This is a genomic window from Leptotrichia shahii (assembly GCF_008327825.1).
GTDB classification, from domain to species: Bacteria; Fusobacteriota; Fusobacteriia; order Fusobacteriales; family Leptotrichiaceae; genus Leptotrichia; species Leptotrichia shahii.
The window spans coordinates 153,841-168,956 of the sequence record NZ_AP019827.1 but is presented as its reverse complement, the minus strand read 5'-3'; the positions used below and the strand labels follow the sequence as shown (position 1 = coordinate 168,956).

Below are 15,116 nucleotides of genomic sequence, written 5' to 3'. Positions count from 1 at the left end.
ATTATTCGTTTTCTCCTTCCTTTGTAGTAGAAAGAACTTCACCATTAAATATCCATACTTTTAATCCTAAAGCACCGTATGTAGTGTGTGCAGTAGCTGTTGCATAATCAACATCTGCTCTTAAAGTATGTAGTGGTACTCTTCCTGAAAGTGTCCATTCACTTCTTGCAATTTCGGCACCATTCAATCTTCCCGATACCATAACTTTAATTCCTTTAATCCCAGCTTTTTCTGCTCTTTGAATAGCTTGTTGAACTGCTCTTTTATAAGCAACCCTTTTTTCGATTGCTGTTGCAATGCTTTCTGCTACTAATTGAGCGTCTTTATTAGGATTTTTGATTTCCTGTACTTTAATTTGTACTCTTTTACCAGTTAATTTTTCCAATTTTACTTTTAAAGCTTCAATTTCTTGACCTTTTCTACCAATTAAAATTCCAGCTTTTCCAGTTTCTATGATAACTGCTACTTCTGTAGGTGATGTTCTTTCTATTTGAATAGAAGAAACCCCCGCGTGGTAATAGTTTTTCTTAATATATTTTTTTATTTTTAAATCTTCATGAAAATTATTTACGTACTCTTTCCCCTCAGCGAACCATTTTGAATCCCAAGTTCTTGTGATTCCTAATCTTATCCCCCTAGGATCTACTTTTTGTCCCACAGACTTACCTCCTTATTAATCTTCTTTTTCATCAACTTCTACTGTGATGTGAGCTGTTGGTTTTCTGATAATATCAGCTCTTCCCATTGCTCTTGGGCTGATTCTCTTTAATACAGGTCCTTTGTCAATTAATATTTTTGAAACAAATAATTTATCAGGATCCATATTGTTATTATGCTCAGCATTTGCAATGGCTGATCTTAATGTTTTTTCTATGTATAATGCTGCTTTTTTGTTTGTAAATTTTAATATATTTAATGCTTGCAATGCGTTTTTCCCTCTTACAATATCAGCAACTAATCTTGCTTTCTGAGGGCTCAATCTTTGGTATTTCAATTTAGCTACAACTGCCATTCAAAGTCCTCTCCTTTCCAATGTATATCTATTAACTTTTATCTCTTAATTTTTCATATTATTTAGCTTTTTTTGCATCTTTTCCATGTCCATAGAAAGTTCTAGTTGGTGCAAATTCACCTAATTTATGTCCAACCATTTCCTCAGTCACATATACAGGTATATGTTTTTTACCGTTATATACAGCAAAAGTATGTCCAATAAATTGAGGGAATATAGTTGATCTTCTAGACCATGTTTTAATAACTTGTTTTTTACCTCCTAATGCTTCTATTTTTTTTAATAAATATGCATCAACAAAAGGTCCTTTTTTTAATGAACGAGCCATTCTTTCCTCCTTATTTCATTTTTTAAATCGAGAAATGTTACTCAATACATTTCATCTTAGATTATTTAATTCCATGTATTAAGCAATATTTTTATATTCAGCCAAACTTCTATTTAGATATTTTGGCTGGCACAGTCCATTTCTACGTTTTTTATTTAAAAATTTTATCAATATATTTTGGAATATTAAGTCAATTTTTAAACAATTATTTTTTTCTTCCTCTAACAATGAATTTATCGCTAGGTTTTTTACCTCTAGTTTTCTTACCAAGTGTAGGTTTACCCCAAGGTGTAACTGGTGATTTTCTACCTATTGGAGATCTACCTTCTCCTCCTCCGTGTGGGTGATCCACAGGGTTCATTACAGATCCTCTAACGTGAGGTTTTCTTCCTAAGTGTCTATTTCTTCCAGCTTTTCCTAATGATACTAATGAATGTTCAGAATTTCCTACTGCTCCAATTGTAGCCATACATTCCTTATGAATAAGTCTTAATTCTCCAGATGGTAATTCTACGTGGCAGTAAGTTCCTTCTTTTGCAACAAGTCTTGCAGCTGTTCCTGCTGATCTTGCTAACTGTCCACCTTTACCAGGCATTAATTCAACGTTGTGAATAACTGTCCCTACTGGTAAGTCTTTTAATTTTAACGCATTTCCAGGTTTGATATCTGCACCTTCTCCTGATAATACAATATCACCTTTTTTAAGTCCATTTGGAGCCAAGATATATCTTTTTTCTCCATCAACATAGTGCAACAATGCGATGTTTGCAGTTCTGTTTGGATCATATTCAAGAGTTGCAACTTTTGCTGGTACTCCGATCTTATTTCTTTTCCAGTCAATTACCCTATATAATCTCTTGTGTCCTTTATGTCTATTTCTACCTGTTCTATGTCCATAGTTGTCAATTCCATAAGATGAATTTAATGGCTCAACTAAAGATTTTTCAGGTCTTACTTTATCTAAGTCCTTATTAACTAATATCGACATATGCCGTGTCCCACTAGTCATCGGTTTTAATTTTTTTATTGGCATAACTTATGTTCCCTCTCTTCCTATTTCTCTTTTAATTTTATAATTATTCAAAAATTTTTTAAATAATTTCTATAATTTTACATAACTTATTTATTATAGCATTTTTATTAAAGAATTTCCACAAAAAAATTGTTCATTTTGCTTTTTTTAATTAAACTTCAAAATCAAAATAAATTTTATGTATTATTTATCCTTCGTAAGCTGTAATTGATTCTCCAGCCTTTAATTTAACAATTGCTTTTTTTATAGCAGCTGTTTTATACATTGACATTCTGAATCTTTTGTTTTTTGGCTTAATGTTTAAAGTATTTACGCCTTGAACTTTTACATTGAATAATTTTTCAACCGCATCTTTAATTTGAAGCTTATTTGCTCTTTTATCTACGATAAAAACATATTCATTATTTTCTAGCAAAGTTCTAGCTTTTTCTGTATTAATTATAGGTTTTTTGATAATATCAGTAATATGCATTATGCCAGCACCTCCTCAATAGTTGCAAGAGCTTCTTTAGTTAAAATTACTTTATCTTGTTTGATTAACCAGTAAATACTTAAATCTCTCGTATTAATTGCTGCAACTTTTTCAATATTTCTAGTAGATAAGTATAAGAAGTAATCTCTATCTACAGTATCTGTATCATCATTTGTTACATATAACTGTTTTACGCCATCAAAGTTCAATGCTTTTGCAAAATCAATAAATGTTCTTGTTTTTGGTGTTTCTAAAGCAAAATCATCTAATACAATTACATTTCCTTCACTAATTTTTTGAGCTAAAGCTGATCTTAAAGCTAATCTTCTAACTTTTTTATTTACTTTTTTAGCATAATTTCTAGGTTTTGGTCCGTGAACTACTCCTCCACCTACCATGTGTGGTGCTCTTGTAGATCCTTGTCTTGCTCTTCCTGTTCCTTTTTGTCTAAAAGGTTTTCTTCCTCCACCTCTTACTTCTGCTCTTGTTTTTGTTGAGGCAGATCCTTGTCTGGCTTCAGCTAATTCTGCTACTAAAACTTCGTGCATTACGTGTTTATTTGGTTCAATTCCAAATATGTCGTTATTTACTTCAATAGTTCCTGCTTGTGAACCGTCTAATTTATATATATTTAAAACTGGCATGTTATCCTCCTCTCTTTCCTATTAATATTTCTTTACTGATTTTTTGATAACTAAGTAACCATTTTTTGGTCCTGGAACAGCACCTTTTACTAATAAAAGACTGTTTTCTACATCATATTTAATAACTTGCAAGTTTTGAACTGTTACTTTTTCAGCTCCCAATCTTCCAGCCATTTTTTTACCTTTTGGAACGTTACTGTTTGATGCGGCTCCTCCTGCGTTAGAACCTCCAAGTCTATGGTTTCTTGAAACCCCATGTGAAGCTCTGTTTCCACCAAAGTTATGTCTTTTCATAACTCCTGCAGTCCCTTTACCTTTTGAAGTTCCAGAAATATCAACAAATTCGATACCTTCTAATACGTCTACTTTAATTTCTTGTCCTAATGTAAAGTCAGCTGGATTAGCTACTTTAAATTCTTTAAGAAATCTTTTTGGAGTAACTCCTGCTTTTTTAAATACACCTAATAATGGTTTAGTAGTATTTTTTTCTTTTTTATCTCCATAAGCTAATGTGATAGCGTTGTATCCTTCTTTTTCTTCAGTTTTAATTTGTGTAATGAAGTTAGTTCCTGCTTCAATTACTGTAACTGGAATTAATTTTTCATCTTCGAAAATTTGAGTCATTCCGATTTTTTTACCTAATATCATTTTTTACTTTTCCTCCTTAATATATTGGTTGACAGCTTTTATGCCAACTTGTACTAAGCCTTACGATTGCTTAATTTCAACTCCCACACCTGATGGCAAGTTTAATGATGCCAATGCATTTACGATTTGTTGATTTGAATTTTTGATTTCTACAAATCTTCTGTGAATTCTCATTTCAAATTGTTCTCTTGAATCTTTATTTACGTGAACTGATCTTAAAACTGTATATTTTTTAATTTTTGTAGGTAATGGAAGTGGTCCTGCTAATTCTGAACCATTTTTCTTAGCTACTTCTGCAATTTTTTTAGCAGATTGATCCAACAGCTTGTGATCATAAGATTGTAAATATATTCTTATTTTATCCAAAGTCTTTCCTCCTGTTTATTTTACCTTGTTTTTTTAATAATTAGAGAAATTAGATTATCAAAATCTAATCTCTCCTTTTTATTTAACTCAAACTATTCTTTCTATTACATTTCTAAATATTATAACAAATATTTTAATTATCTGCAATATTTTTTTCATATTTCAAAAAAATTACTATTCATAACTACTTAGTAATAGTTGCAACTACCCCTGAAGCTACTGTTCTTCCACCTTCTCTTATCGCAAATCTTAATCCTTCTTCCATTGCGATTGGGTGAATTAGTTCCACTGTCATTTCTATGTTGTCTCCAGGCATTACCATTTCTACTCCTTCTGGCAAGTTTACTTCTCCTGTAATGTCAGTCGTTCTGAAGTAGAATTGTGGCTTGTATCCTGTGAAGAATGGTGTATGTCTTCCTCCTTCATCTTTTGTCAATACATATACTTCTGATTTAAATCCTGTATGTGGAGTGATTGTTCCTATTTTGCAAGTACTTGCCCTCTTTCCACTTCTTCTTTCTTAGTTCCTCTTAGCAATGCTCCTATATTATCTCCAGCTTGTCCTGAATCCAATAATTTTCTGAACATTTCTACTCCTGTTACTGTAGTTTTTGAAGTTGGCTTGATTCCTACAATTTCTACTTCTTCCCCAACTTTCACTACTCCTCTTTCTACTCTTCCTGTTACTACTGTTCCTCTTCCTGTAATTGTAAATACATCTTCAATTGGCATCAGGAATGGTTGGTCAACTGGTCTTTCTGGTGTCGGAATATATTCATCCACTGCGTCCATTAGTTCTGCAATTGCATCTACCCATTTTTGTTCCCCATTTAATGCTCCTAATGAAGACCCTTTGATTACTGGCACGTCATCTCCTGGGAATCCATATTCGTTCAATAGTTCCCTTACTTCCATTTCTACTAATTCTAATAACTCTTCATCATCTACCATGTCTACCTTGTTCAAGTATACTACAATGTAAGGCACTCCAACTTGTCTTGCCAGCAAGATGTGTTCTCTTGTTTGAGGCATTGGACCGTCAGCTGCTGATACTACTAAGATAGCTCCATCCATTTGAGCTGCTCCTGTAATCATATTTTTTACATAGTCAGCATGGCCTGGACAGTCTACGTGAGCGTAGTGTCTTTTTTCTGTTTCATACTCAATGTGAGCCGTGTTAATTGTAATCCCTCTTTCTCTTTCTTCAGGGGCTTGGTCAATGTTTTCAAAGTCAACTTTTTCAGCTAGACCTTTTTCAGATAATACTTTTGAAATTGCCGCTGTTGTTGTTGTCTTACCGTGGTCAACGTGACCTATTGTCCCTATGTTTACGTGTGGTTTGCTTCTCTCAAATTTAGCTTTTGCCATTTTAATTTTTCCTCCATTTTATTTTATTTTTATTATTTACCTTGTCTTTCATCAATTACTTGTTGAGCAATATTTTTTGGAACTTCTACATATTTTTCAAATTCCATTGAGTAAGATGCTCTTCCTTGTGTTTTTGATCTTAAATCAGTTGCATAACCGAACATTTGTGCTAAAGGTACTTTTGCATCAATAATTTTTGCGTTATTTCTGTCAGTCATTCCTGAAACTTGTCCACGTCTTGAATTCAAATCTCCGATTACATCTCCCATATATTCTTCTGGAGTAGTTACTTCTACTTTGAAGATTGGTTCCAATAATACTGGATTAGCAGCTCTAAGCCCTTTTTTAACTGCCATTGAACCTGCTATTTTAAATGCCATTTCTGATGAATCGACTTCATGGTAAGATCCATCATACAATGTAACTTTTATATCTTGAACAGGGTATCCTGCAACAACTCCTGCTTCTAATGCTTCTTGAATCCCTTTATCTACTGCTGGTATATATTCTCTTGGAATAGCCCCTCCAGTAATTTCATTAACAAATTCATAGCCTTTTCCATGATTAGCTTCAACTTTCATCTTAACATGTCCGTATTGTCCACGTCCTCCAGATTGTTTCGCATATTTTTCTTCAACATCTGTTGCTCCATTAATTGTTTCTCTATAAGCAACTTGCGGTTTACCAACATTTGCTTCCACTTTGAATTCACGTTTCATTCTATCTACAATGATTTCCAAGTGTAATTCTCCCATTCCTGCGATAAGTGTTTGTCCAGTTTCTTGGTTAGTCGTTACTTTAAATGTTGGATCTTCTTCTGCAAGTTTTGCAAGAGCTGTTCCCATTTTTTCCTGATCGGCTTTAGTTTTTGGCTCTACCGCAATTTGGATAACTGTATCAGGGAATTCCATTTTTTCTAAGATAATAGGAGCATTTTCAGCACACAATGTATCTCCTGTTGTAGTATCTTTTAATCCAACTGCCGCAGCTATATCTCCAGAGTAAACTACATTAAGTTCTTCTCTTTTATTAGCGTGCATTTGAAGCAATCTTCCCATTCTTTCTTTTTTACCTTTAGTTGAGTTTAATACATATGATCCTTTTTCTAGGACTCCTGAATAAACTCTGAAGAATGATAATCTTCCAACAAATGGATCTGTAATGATTTTGAACGCCAATGCTGAAAATGGAGCATCGTCTCCCATTTCTCTTTGAATAGGTTCTTCAGTTTTAGGGTCAGTTCCATTAATTTTTCCACCGTTAATGTCTAGTGGTGATGGCATATAAGCAACTACTGCATCAAGTAATGGTTGAATCCCTTTATTTTTGAATGCTGTTCCACATAAAACTGGTACAACAGTTCCTGCGATTGTAGCAACTCTCAATGCTTTTTTAATTTCTTCTTCAGTGATTTCTTCTCCACCAAAGTATTTTTCCATCAATTCCTCATCAGTTTCAACTACAGATTCTATCATATGTTCTCTAGCTTCTTGAGCTTCGTCTGCTAATTCAGCTCTTATGTCAACCACTTCATAATCAGCTCCCATAGTTTCATCTTTAAATAAATATTCTTTCATTGTTACTAGATCGATAATTCCTTCAAAATTATCTTCTGCACCGATTGGTAATTGAATTGGTACACCATTTCCACCTAATTTTTCTTTAATATCGTTTACACACATATTAAAATCTGCACCGACTCTATCCATTTTATTTAAAAATGCCATTCTTGGTACGTTATATTTGTCTGCTTGTCTCCAAACAGTTTCTGATTGCGGTTGAACTCCATCAACTGCTGAGAATACAGCAACAGATCCATCTAATACTCTTAATGATCTTTCTACTTCAACTGTAAAGTCAACGTGGCCTGGTGTATCTATTATATTAATTCTATGTCCATTCCAGAACGCTGTCGTTGCAGCTGATGTAATTGTAATTCCTCTTTCTTGTTCTTGTTCCATATAATCCATCGTAGCAGCTCCTTCGTGAACTTCTCCGATTTTATGATTTACTCCTGTATAAAATAAAATTCTTTCAGTCGTAGTTGTTTTTCCGGCGTCTATATGTGCCATGATACCAATATTTCTGGTATCTTTCAAAGCAACTTTTCTTGCCATTTAATTTTTCCTCCTTATTTTTTAAACTTCTTTTAAAAAGAAGTATGTGTAAACTGCTCTAAATTTTTAAAAGCTAGAGCTTCTTGGAAAATATATTTACCAAGCGCTTTGGATAGTTCCTACCCTGATTATCATATTTTTATAATTCAATTCTGAAAAAATGAATTTTGTAAAAATATAAATATCAAATATTTTTTAATGCTCAATATTTTATTAAGCAAATTTAAGATTACCATTTGTAATGTGCGAATGCTCTATTTGCTTCAGCCATTTTATATGTATCTTCTTTTTTCTTAATTGATCCACCTTCGTTATTGGCAGCAGCAATTAATTCTTTTTTTAGTTTAGCAACCATTCCGTATTCTTTTCTTTCTCTTGTATATCTAACTAGCCATCTGATTGCTAAAGTTTGTTGTCTTTCTTTTCTCACTTCAACTGGTACTTGGTACGTTGCCCCTCCGATTCTTCTAGATCTTACTTCTAATTGAGGTCTTACATTTTCCATTGCTCTTCTGAATACTTCAATTCCTTCTTCTTGAGTTTCTTCAGTTATTTGTTGCAATGCTGAATAAAAAATATGCTCAGCTAATGATTTTTTTCCATCTTTCATTAATCCATTAATGAATTTAGTTACTACTTTATCGTTAAATTGAGAATCTGGTAATACATCTCTTCTTTCCGCTCTTCTTCTTCTTGACACTTAATTGTCCTCCTTACTTTTTTAAAAATTAATTACCCTTTTTTCGCTCCGTATCTTGATCTACCTTGTTTTCTGTTTACAACTCCTGCTGTATCCAATGCTCCTCTGATTATTTTATATCTAACCCCCGGCAAATCTTTTGTTCTTCCTCCTCTTAAAAGAACGATACTATGTTCTTGTAAGTTGTGTCCGATTCCTGGAATATAAGCAGTAACTTCGATTCCATTTACTAATTTAACCCTTGCTACCTTTCTTAAGGCTGAGTTAGGTTTTTTAGGTGTAGTTGTATATACTCTTACACAAACCCCTCTTTTTTGTGGATTACCTTTCAATGCAGGTGATTTTTTCTTTTTCTCAGTTGTACTTCTACCAAATCTTACTAATTGATTAATAGTAGGCATCTGTTTTCCTCCTCTCAAATTTCTTTGATTTATATATTTATTCTCGCGTTATTTTTCAAAACTAAAACTTTTTATAAAGCTCATTTCTTCAATCTATATTTGATAAAGCTGCACTTGACAAAGTTTTTAATTTTTTTGCTTTTCTCATCAAACATAACTGCACACTTATTTTAAGTATGTCGATTTACTCTAAAATTCACTTCAAAACACACTATTTTATAAAATAATATATTTTTCAAAATTTAGTTATGAGTTCTAACCTAACTATTTTATACTATAAAAGCCCTTTTGTCAAGGGCTATAAAGATTTTTATTTAATATTTTTTAGATGACTAAAACTTAACAAAAAACATAGTTTTATTTTTCTTCTAAAATTTTTCTTACTATTTCTCTATCATCAAAATGGTTTTTTTCATTTCCAATTATTTGATAAGTTTCATGTCCTTTTCCTGCGATTAAAAGGCTGTCTCCCTTTTGAAGAAGTCGCATTCCGTATCTTATAGCTTTTTCTCTATCGGCAATAATTATATATTTGTCAAATGGGTATTTTTCAGCAATAAGCCCTTTTTCTATATCTGCTAAAATTTTTACAGGATTTTCTGTACGAGGATTGTCTGATGTTAAAATGATGTAATCGCTAAATTCTGTTGCCGCTTTTGCCATTTTTGGACGCTTATCATGGTCTCTGTCACCACCTGCACCAAATATTGTAATTACTTGATTATCTGTAATTTGCTTCAAAGTTTTTCCAATATTTAAAAGTCCGTCATCTGTATGTGCAAAATCCACTACGATCCTTGCTTCCAGATTATTTTTTATTGTTTCAAATCTTCCTGGAACTGATGGCATTTCCTGTAATTTTTTCACAATAAAATCTATTTTTACTCCAAGCGACAATGCACTGGCAACACAGCCAAGGACATTATACAAATTATATTCTCCCACTAATTCTATTTCAAATTTGTATTCTTCTTCATCTTTACTTTTTACAAGATTTCTTCTTTCAAAATAGTTATCCAAGTTTATTTTTATTTTCATTCCATGATTTGTATAATTTAAAATATCTCCCCATATATCAGCTTCTTCATTTTTTATGCTTATGGAAATATAATCATTATTTTCATCTTTTTTTTCAGAATAAATTTTTTCTCCATACTTATCATCAGTATTAATTATTCCTGTACCATTATTTCTCAACATTGAAAATATTTTTTTCTTAGCATTAAAATAATTTTCCATAGTTTTATGAAAATCAAGATGATCTTGTGTTAAATTAGTAAATATTGCAGAATCAAATTGAAGCATATCCACACGTCCAATTTCAAGAGCATGGGAACTAACTTCCATTATAAAATAATCTGCACCTTTTTTTACACTTTTATCTATTAATTTTATTAATTCCAATGATTCTGGAGTTGTATTAACTGTTTCAAATTCTTCATCTAAAATACGGTTTCCAGTAGTTCCTATTCTAGCTGTTTTTTCCAAAATATTTTCCAAAATAAAACTTGATGTAGTTTTTCCGTTTGTTCCTGTAATTCCAGCTATTTTTATTTTATTTTGTGGATAATCGTAATAATTTGAAGCAATTATTCCTAATTTTTTACGTATATCTTCCACTTGGACAAAAGTTGCAGAATCAGCATTTTTATATTCTTTTATATCCACATTCTTTTCACAAATAATCATTCTAGCTCCACTGTCAATAGCCTTTTGAATAAAATCATGCCCATCTGCAGTACTTCCTGTCATTGCCACAAATACAAAATCCTTTTCAATTTTCCGTGAATCATACTCAATACCCTTGATTTCAAAGTTTTCACCCTCTTGAAGCACTTTGTAATTTACATCTTTAAATATTTTATACATTTTCATATCCTCTTCCTTTTCCAAAAATCTTATAATTCTAAAATTTTTAATAATATATTCAAACCTTCTTAAAATCGAACTGATTAAAAATTAAGTAAAACTAGGACTTAATGTAGAAAATTATAATTTTTGAGTTCGGTTTTAAAGTAGTCTTACTATGAAACAGCTTATTTCAAACTAAATTTTAAATTTGTTAAATTTATTTAGCTTTTATTAATCTGAATTTTTAAGAGATCTAAAAATACCTTATAATATATTTTACCACTTTAACTAAAAAAAATCTAGAAAAAAAAGTTGTTGACAAATTTAAGAAAATACTGTATAATCTTATTTGTAAGTTTACTTTTAAGTAAATATGCCTTGGTGGCGAAATCGGTAGACGCACAGGACTTAAAATCCTGTGGGAATTTATCCCGTGCCGGTTCAAGTCCGGCCCGAGGCACCACTTATAAGAAATTTTTATTGTCGCGGGATAGAGCAGCATGGTAGCTCGTCGGGCTCATAACCCGAAGGTCGTTGGTTCAAATCCAGCTCCCGCCACCAAATGCCTAGATAGCTCAGTTGGCTAGAGCATACGGTTCATACCCGTAGGGTCGGAAGTTCGAATCTTCTTCTAGGCACCATTATATTAATTAAGCTATACTTGCAATTAATGTAGGTATTTTTTTTTATAAAATGTAGTTAAATGGCTACATTTTTTTATTTTATACTATTTTCCATTAAAATAATAGATTTGCTATAATTTCTACTATGCAAGGGGTCAAGACCCCTTGTCAGAAAATAAATAAAATATAATTTCTATTTTTAGAAAGAAAAACACTTGACTAATAATAGTTTTAAATTATAAAATAACATGAAGTAACATAAATAAAAGTTTAAAAACTTATAAATATTTTGCTCAAATTTTTACTTAAATTTATCTTGATATTAAAGAAATCGAGTAAAATATTATACTTTAGAAGAGGAAAAAATATGAAAATATTAATAATAAGATTTAGCTCATTTGGAGATATAGTGCTTACAACTCCAGTAATAAGGGCAATTAGAGAAAAATATCCAAAGGCTGTAATAGATTTTGTAGTTTACAATACTTTTTCTGAAGCAATTTCATTAAATCCTGAAATTAGAAATTTGATAATTTTTGATAAGAAAAAAAGTAAGGATCAAAAATATATAAAAAATATGATAAATAGACTAAAAACAGAAAATTATGACTATGTCATTGATCTTCATTCTAAATTTCTGTCTAGAATTATTGGAAAAAGTCTTGAAAATAAGCATACTCACTATTGCCGATATAAAAAAAGAAAATGGTGGAAAACTATTCTTGTAAAAGCAAAACTTATAACTTATAATGCAGATTGTACTATTGTTGAGAGTTATTTTACAGCTTTAAAAAAATTAGGAATAAATTTTTTGGATGAAAACATAAAAAATGGACTTGGGGATAATCTAGAATTTTATATTGATAAAAAAATGGAAGAAGAGTTTGTAAAAAAATATGATTTGAAAAATGGAAATTATTTTGTGTTAGCTCCTGGAGCTTCTAAATTTACGAAAAAATGGCCTTATTATGATGAATTGGCAAAAAAAATTTTGAAAAATAAAAATAAATTTGTAAATAATGAGGAAAAATTAAGAATTTTTGTGATTGGCGGAAAAGAAGATGAAAATGTTGTAAAAACTGATGAAAATGTCCAAATTATTGATTTGTGCGGGAAAATTTCCTTTAAGGAAAGTGGAATATTGTTGAAATATGCAAAAGTGGCTGTTACAAATGACTCAGGCCCATTTCATATAGCTAGGGCTGTAAAAGCCAAGACTTTTGTATTTTTTGGACCGACTGATCCGAAATTATTTTCCTTTGAAAAAAATACTTTTTTACTCAATAATCCAAGCTGTCCGCCACATTCACTTTACGGAGACAATAAATTTCCAAAAAAATACGCAGATTGTATGACTGGAATCTCAATAGAAACTGTATTTAATAAAATTATTAAAGAATACAATTAATAGACCTGTTTGATAACTATATAAATTTAGAATTTAATAAAATAAATATCCTGAAGCAAGGTATTTTAACCCTTGTATAGAAAAAAACTTAGTTTATCGAACATAACTAACAAAATTTTTATAAATTATCAAATAATTTTATACAAAAAATAAAAAAACACAAAAAGAAAGAGAGAAAAATTATGAAAATACTTGCATTTGAATCATCTTGTGATGAAACTTCTGTTGCAGTTGTTGAGGATGGGAAAAAGATTTTAAGCAATATTATTTCCACACAAATTGATATTCACAAAGAATTTGGCGGTGTAGTGCCTGAAATTGCTTCACGACACCATATAGAAAATATTTTACCGGTATTTACTGAAGCTCTGGAAAAAGCCAACTGTAAATTAAGTGATATTGATTATATCGCAGTAACAAATACTCCTGGACTTATCGGGTCTTTACTTGTAGGCTTAATGTTTGCAAAATCCCTAAGCTATGCCAATAACATTCCATTAATCCCAGTAAATCATATTAACGGACATATTTTCTCAAGTTTCATTGACAATGATGTAAAATTACCTGCAATATCACTAGTTGTATCAGGCGGACATACAAATTTATACTACATTTATGAAGAAAATGGAAAAATAATTACTGATTTACTTGGTGAAACGTTAGATGACGCTGTTGGGGAAACATATGACAAAATTGCAAGAATATTGGGGCTAGAATATCCAGGAGGTCCGCATATTGATAAACTGTCAGTAAGTGGTAAAGATATTCTGAAAATAAAAAAACCAAAAGTTGATGGTTATAATTTTAGTTTTAGCGGAATAAAAACTTTTATAACTAACTATGTAAATACTCAAAATATGAAAGGTAATCCATTTTCAAAAGAAGATATTGCAAAATCTCTTCAGGAAATTATCGTAAATGTGCTATATGATAAAATTTTGATGGCTGTGAAAGAAAAAGATGTGAAAACGATACTTGTTGCAGGTGGTGTTTCTGCAAATAAACGGCTTCGTGAAAAATTTTTAGAATTTACAAATTTAAAAACTGATGAAAATGAGCAAATTCAAGTTCATTTTCCGAAAATGGAATATTGTACTGATAATGCGGCTATGATAGGAGTTGCGGCTTATTATGATTTAAAAAATAATTCTCAAGGTGAATTGAAACAATACGATGTGGATGCGATTTCTACTAAAAATTAGAAATTTGCATATTTGTGAATAAATTTTGATATTTTATACTATTCCCCATTTAAAAAGTGGATATTTATTCTAATTATTTAAAAGTAAAAATTAGGTTTAATCCATTAAAAAGATTTATAATACATTTGTTATTCAAATGGGGTTTAGTATAAAAGTGCTGTTTTGTCTATTTTCTGAATGTAATACAATAGAATCTGTTATTCCATAAAAAGTCCATCTTCTTTTCTTTTACATTTACAGGTATACATTTCTGGATTTCACTTAAATCAAAATCTGTATTTTTATAGTAATTTTTTGTGAAAATACTTTTCTTATATTGAGTTCCAATAAAATCTGCGGTTTCATCTGCTATCATTATTTTTGAACCAGGTTTTGATACACGAATCATTTCTTTTATAGCTCGAGCCTTATCAGTAAAAAAATTAATTCCTCCTACATGAAAAACAATATCAAAAACATTATCCTTAAAAGGCAAATCTTCTGCACAGCAATTTACTAATGTAAGATTTGTCTTTTTTTTCCAGATAGAATAACATTTTTTTAACATGCCATAGGAAATGTCTACTCCCGTAAAATCTAAAGAATTTAAATCAATGTCCTGTGGAATAAAATTTAAATCCTTTCCAGTACCAATAGAGATATATAAAACAGAAACTCCATTTCTCCATTCTAGATGTTTCATAAGATTTTTTCTCATTTCAGAAATTGTATTTCCATATCTGAGCAATTCTATCCATTTTTCACCAAAATCATACCAAAATGATAACTTATCATACATATTCATATATTTTTCATTATCTCCTGTGAGATAGTCTTTATTTACATATGAAAATATTTTCCCATCCCCTTTTAAATTTTCAATATTGATATTTTCTTTCATTTTTTTTAGAAACTTTTCCTCATTGGCTCTTAACATAATACTCTCCTTTAATTTTTTGTTATA

At 30.8% G+C, this 15,116-nt stretch carries 15 protein-coding genes, 3 tRNA genes and 1 pseudogene; 5 read left to right on the top strand and 14 right to left on the bottom strand.

What is annotated here, in order from left to right:
* Nucleotide 1: 1 nt before the first annotated feature.
* The 13 genes and pseudogenes from rpsC to F1564_RS00715 form a co-directional block, all read right to left on the bottom strand.
* A complete protein-coding gene (gene rpsC / locus F1564_RS00780; protein ID WP_018451264.1) occupies nucleotides 2-658 on the bottom strand; it encodes a 30S ribosomal protein S3 in 657 nt (218 codons plus the stop codon).
* Between the two features lie 15 nt (nucleotides 659-673).
* On the bottom strand, nucleotides 674-1,012 hold the full coding sequence (gene rplV, locus F1564_RS00775) for a 50S ribosomal protein L22 (protein WP_018451263.1): 339 nt from the start codon (nucleotides 1,010-1,012) through the stop codon (nucleotides 674-676).
* Nucleotides 1,013-1,070: 58 nt separating this feature from the next.
* Complete coding sequence (rpsS, locus tag F1564_RS00770; RefSeq protein WP_018451262.1) at nucleotides 1,071-1,340, bottom strand: 30S ribosomal protein S19; 270 nt, start codon at nucleotides 1,338-1,340, stop codon at nucleotides 1,071-1,073.
* Nucleotides 1,341-1,545: 205 nt separating this feature from the next.
* On the bottom strand, nucleotides 1,546-2,373 hold the full coding sequence (gene rplB / locus F1564_RS00760; RefSeq protein ID WP_018451260.1) for a 50S ribosomal protein L2: 828 nt from the start codon (nucleotides 2,371-2,373) through the stop codon (nucleotides 1,546-1,548).
* A gap of 187 nt (nucleotides 2,374-2,560) precedes the next feature.
* Nucleotides 2,561-2,845 (bottom strand): 50S ribosomal protein L23, encoded by a 285-nt coding sequence (rplW, locus tag F1564_RS00755; RefSeq protein WP_018451259.1) that lies wholly within the window; start codon nucleotides 2,843-2,845, stop codon nucleotides 2,561-2,563.
* Nucleotides 2,845-3,489, bottom strand: coding sequence for a 50S ribosomal protein L4 (gene rplD, locus F1564_RS00750; RefSeq protein ID WP_018451258.1), 645 nt, complete (start codon nucleotides 3,487-3,489; stop codon nucleotides 2,845-2,847). The genes rplW and rplD overlap by 1 nt, the downstream gene beginning before the upstream one ends.
* Nucleotides 3,490-3,510: 21 nt before the next feature.
* On the bottom strand, nucleotides 3,511-4,137 hold the full coding sequence (rplC, locus tag F1564_RS00745) for a 50S ribosomal protein L3 (protein WP_018451257.1): 627 nt from the start codon (nucleotides 4,135-4,137) through the stop codon (nucleotides 3,511-3,513).
* Between the two features lie 60 nt (nucleotides 4,138-4,197).
* Nucleotides 4,198-4,503: a 30S ribosomal protein S10 gene (gene rpsJ, locus F1564_RS00740; protein ID WP_018451256.1), complete on the bottom strand. Its 306-nt coding sequence runs from the start codon at nucleotides 4,501-4,503 to the stop codon at nucleotides 4,198-4,200.
* A 184-nt stretch (nucleotides 4,504-4,687) separates the two neighbouring features.
* Nucleotides 4,688-5,871, bottom strand: a pseudogene (gene tuf / locus F1564_RS00735) (elongation factor Tu).
* Between the two features lie 32 nt (nucleotides 5,872-5,903).
* Nucleotides 5,904-7,988 carry an elongation factor G gene (gene fusA / locus F1564_RS00730; RefSeq protein WP_018451568.1) on the bottom strand — a complete coding sequence of 695 codons (2,085 nt, stop codon included), beginning with the start codon at nucleotides 7,986-7,988 and terminating at the stop codon, nucleotides 5,904-5,906.
* A gap of 229 nt (nucleotides 7,989-8,217) precedes the next feature.
* Nucleotides 8,218-8,688, bottom strand: a complete 471-nt coding sequence (gene rpsG, locus F1564_RS00725) for a 30S ribosomal protein S7 (RefSeq protein WP_018451569.1) — start codon at nucleotides 8,686-8,688, stop codon at nucleotides 8,218-8,220.
* A gap of 32 nt (nucleotides 8,689-8,720) precedes the next feature.
* The gene (gene rpsL, locus F1564_RS00720) at nucleotides 8,721-9,089 is read right to left on the bottom strand and encodes a 30S ribosomal protein S12 (RefSeq protein ID WP_006806098.1); all 369 of its coding nucleotides are present in this window, start codon (nucleotides 9,087-9,089) and stop codon (nucleotides 8,721-8,723) included.
* A 357-nt stretch (nucleotides 9,090-9,446) separates the two neighbouring features.
* Nucleotides 9,447-10,958 (bottom strand): UDP-N-acetylmuramoyl-L-alanyl-D-glutamate--2,6-diaminopimelate ligase, encoded by a 1,512-nt coding sequence (locus tag F1564_RS00715; protein WP_026231312.1) that lies wholly within the window; start codon nucleotides 10,956-10,958, stop codon nucleotides 9,447-9,449.
* A 357-nt stretch (nucleotides 10,959-11,315) separates the two neighbouring features.
* Here F1564_RS00715 and F1564_RS00710 point away from each other — a divergent pair.
* The 5 genes from F1564_RS00710 (at nucleotide 11,316) to tsaD (ending at nucleotide 14,173) form a co-directional block, all read left to right on the top strand.
* A tRNA-Leu gene (locus tag F1564_RS00710) sits at nucleotides 11,316-11,403 on the top strand.
* Between the two features lie 21 nt (nucleotides 11,404-11,424).
* Nucleotides 11,425-11,501 (top strand) — tRNA-Met (locus F1564_RS00705).
* A 3-nt stretch (nucleotides 11,502-11,504) separates the two neighbouring features.
* A tRNA-Met gene (locus tag F1564_RS00700) sits at nucleotides 11,505-11,581 on the top strand.
* A gap of 349 nt (nucleotides 11,582-11,930) precedes the next feature.
* Entirely contained in the window at nucleotides 11,931-12,971 is a 1,041-nt protein-coding gene (locus F1564_RS00695; protein WP_018451571.1) for a glycosyltransferase family 9 protein, read from the top strand.
* 182 nt (nucleotides 12,972-13,153) lie between these two features.
* Nucleotides 13,154-14,173 carry a tRNA (adenosine(37)-N6)-threonylcarbamoyltransferase complex transferase subunit TsaD gene (gene tsaD / locus F1564_RS00690; RefSeq protein ID WP_018451572.1) on the top strand — a complete coding sequence of 340 codons (1,020 nt, stop codon included), beginning with the start codon at nucleotides 13,154-13,156 and terminating at the stop codon, nucleotides 14,171-14,173.
* Nucleotides 14,174-14,339: 166 nt separating this feature from the next.
* Here tsaD and F1564_RS00685 read toward each other — a convergent pair whose 3' ends face one another.
* Nucleotides 14,340-15,089, bottom strand: coding sequence for a class I SAM-dependent methyltransferase (locus tag F1564_RS00685; RefSeq protein ID WP_018451573.1), 750 nt, complete (start codon nucleotides 15,087-15,089; stop codon nucleotides 14,340-14,342).
* Between the last annotated feature and the right edge of the window lie 27 nt (nucleotides 15,090-15,116).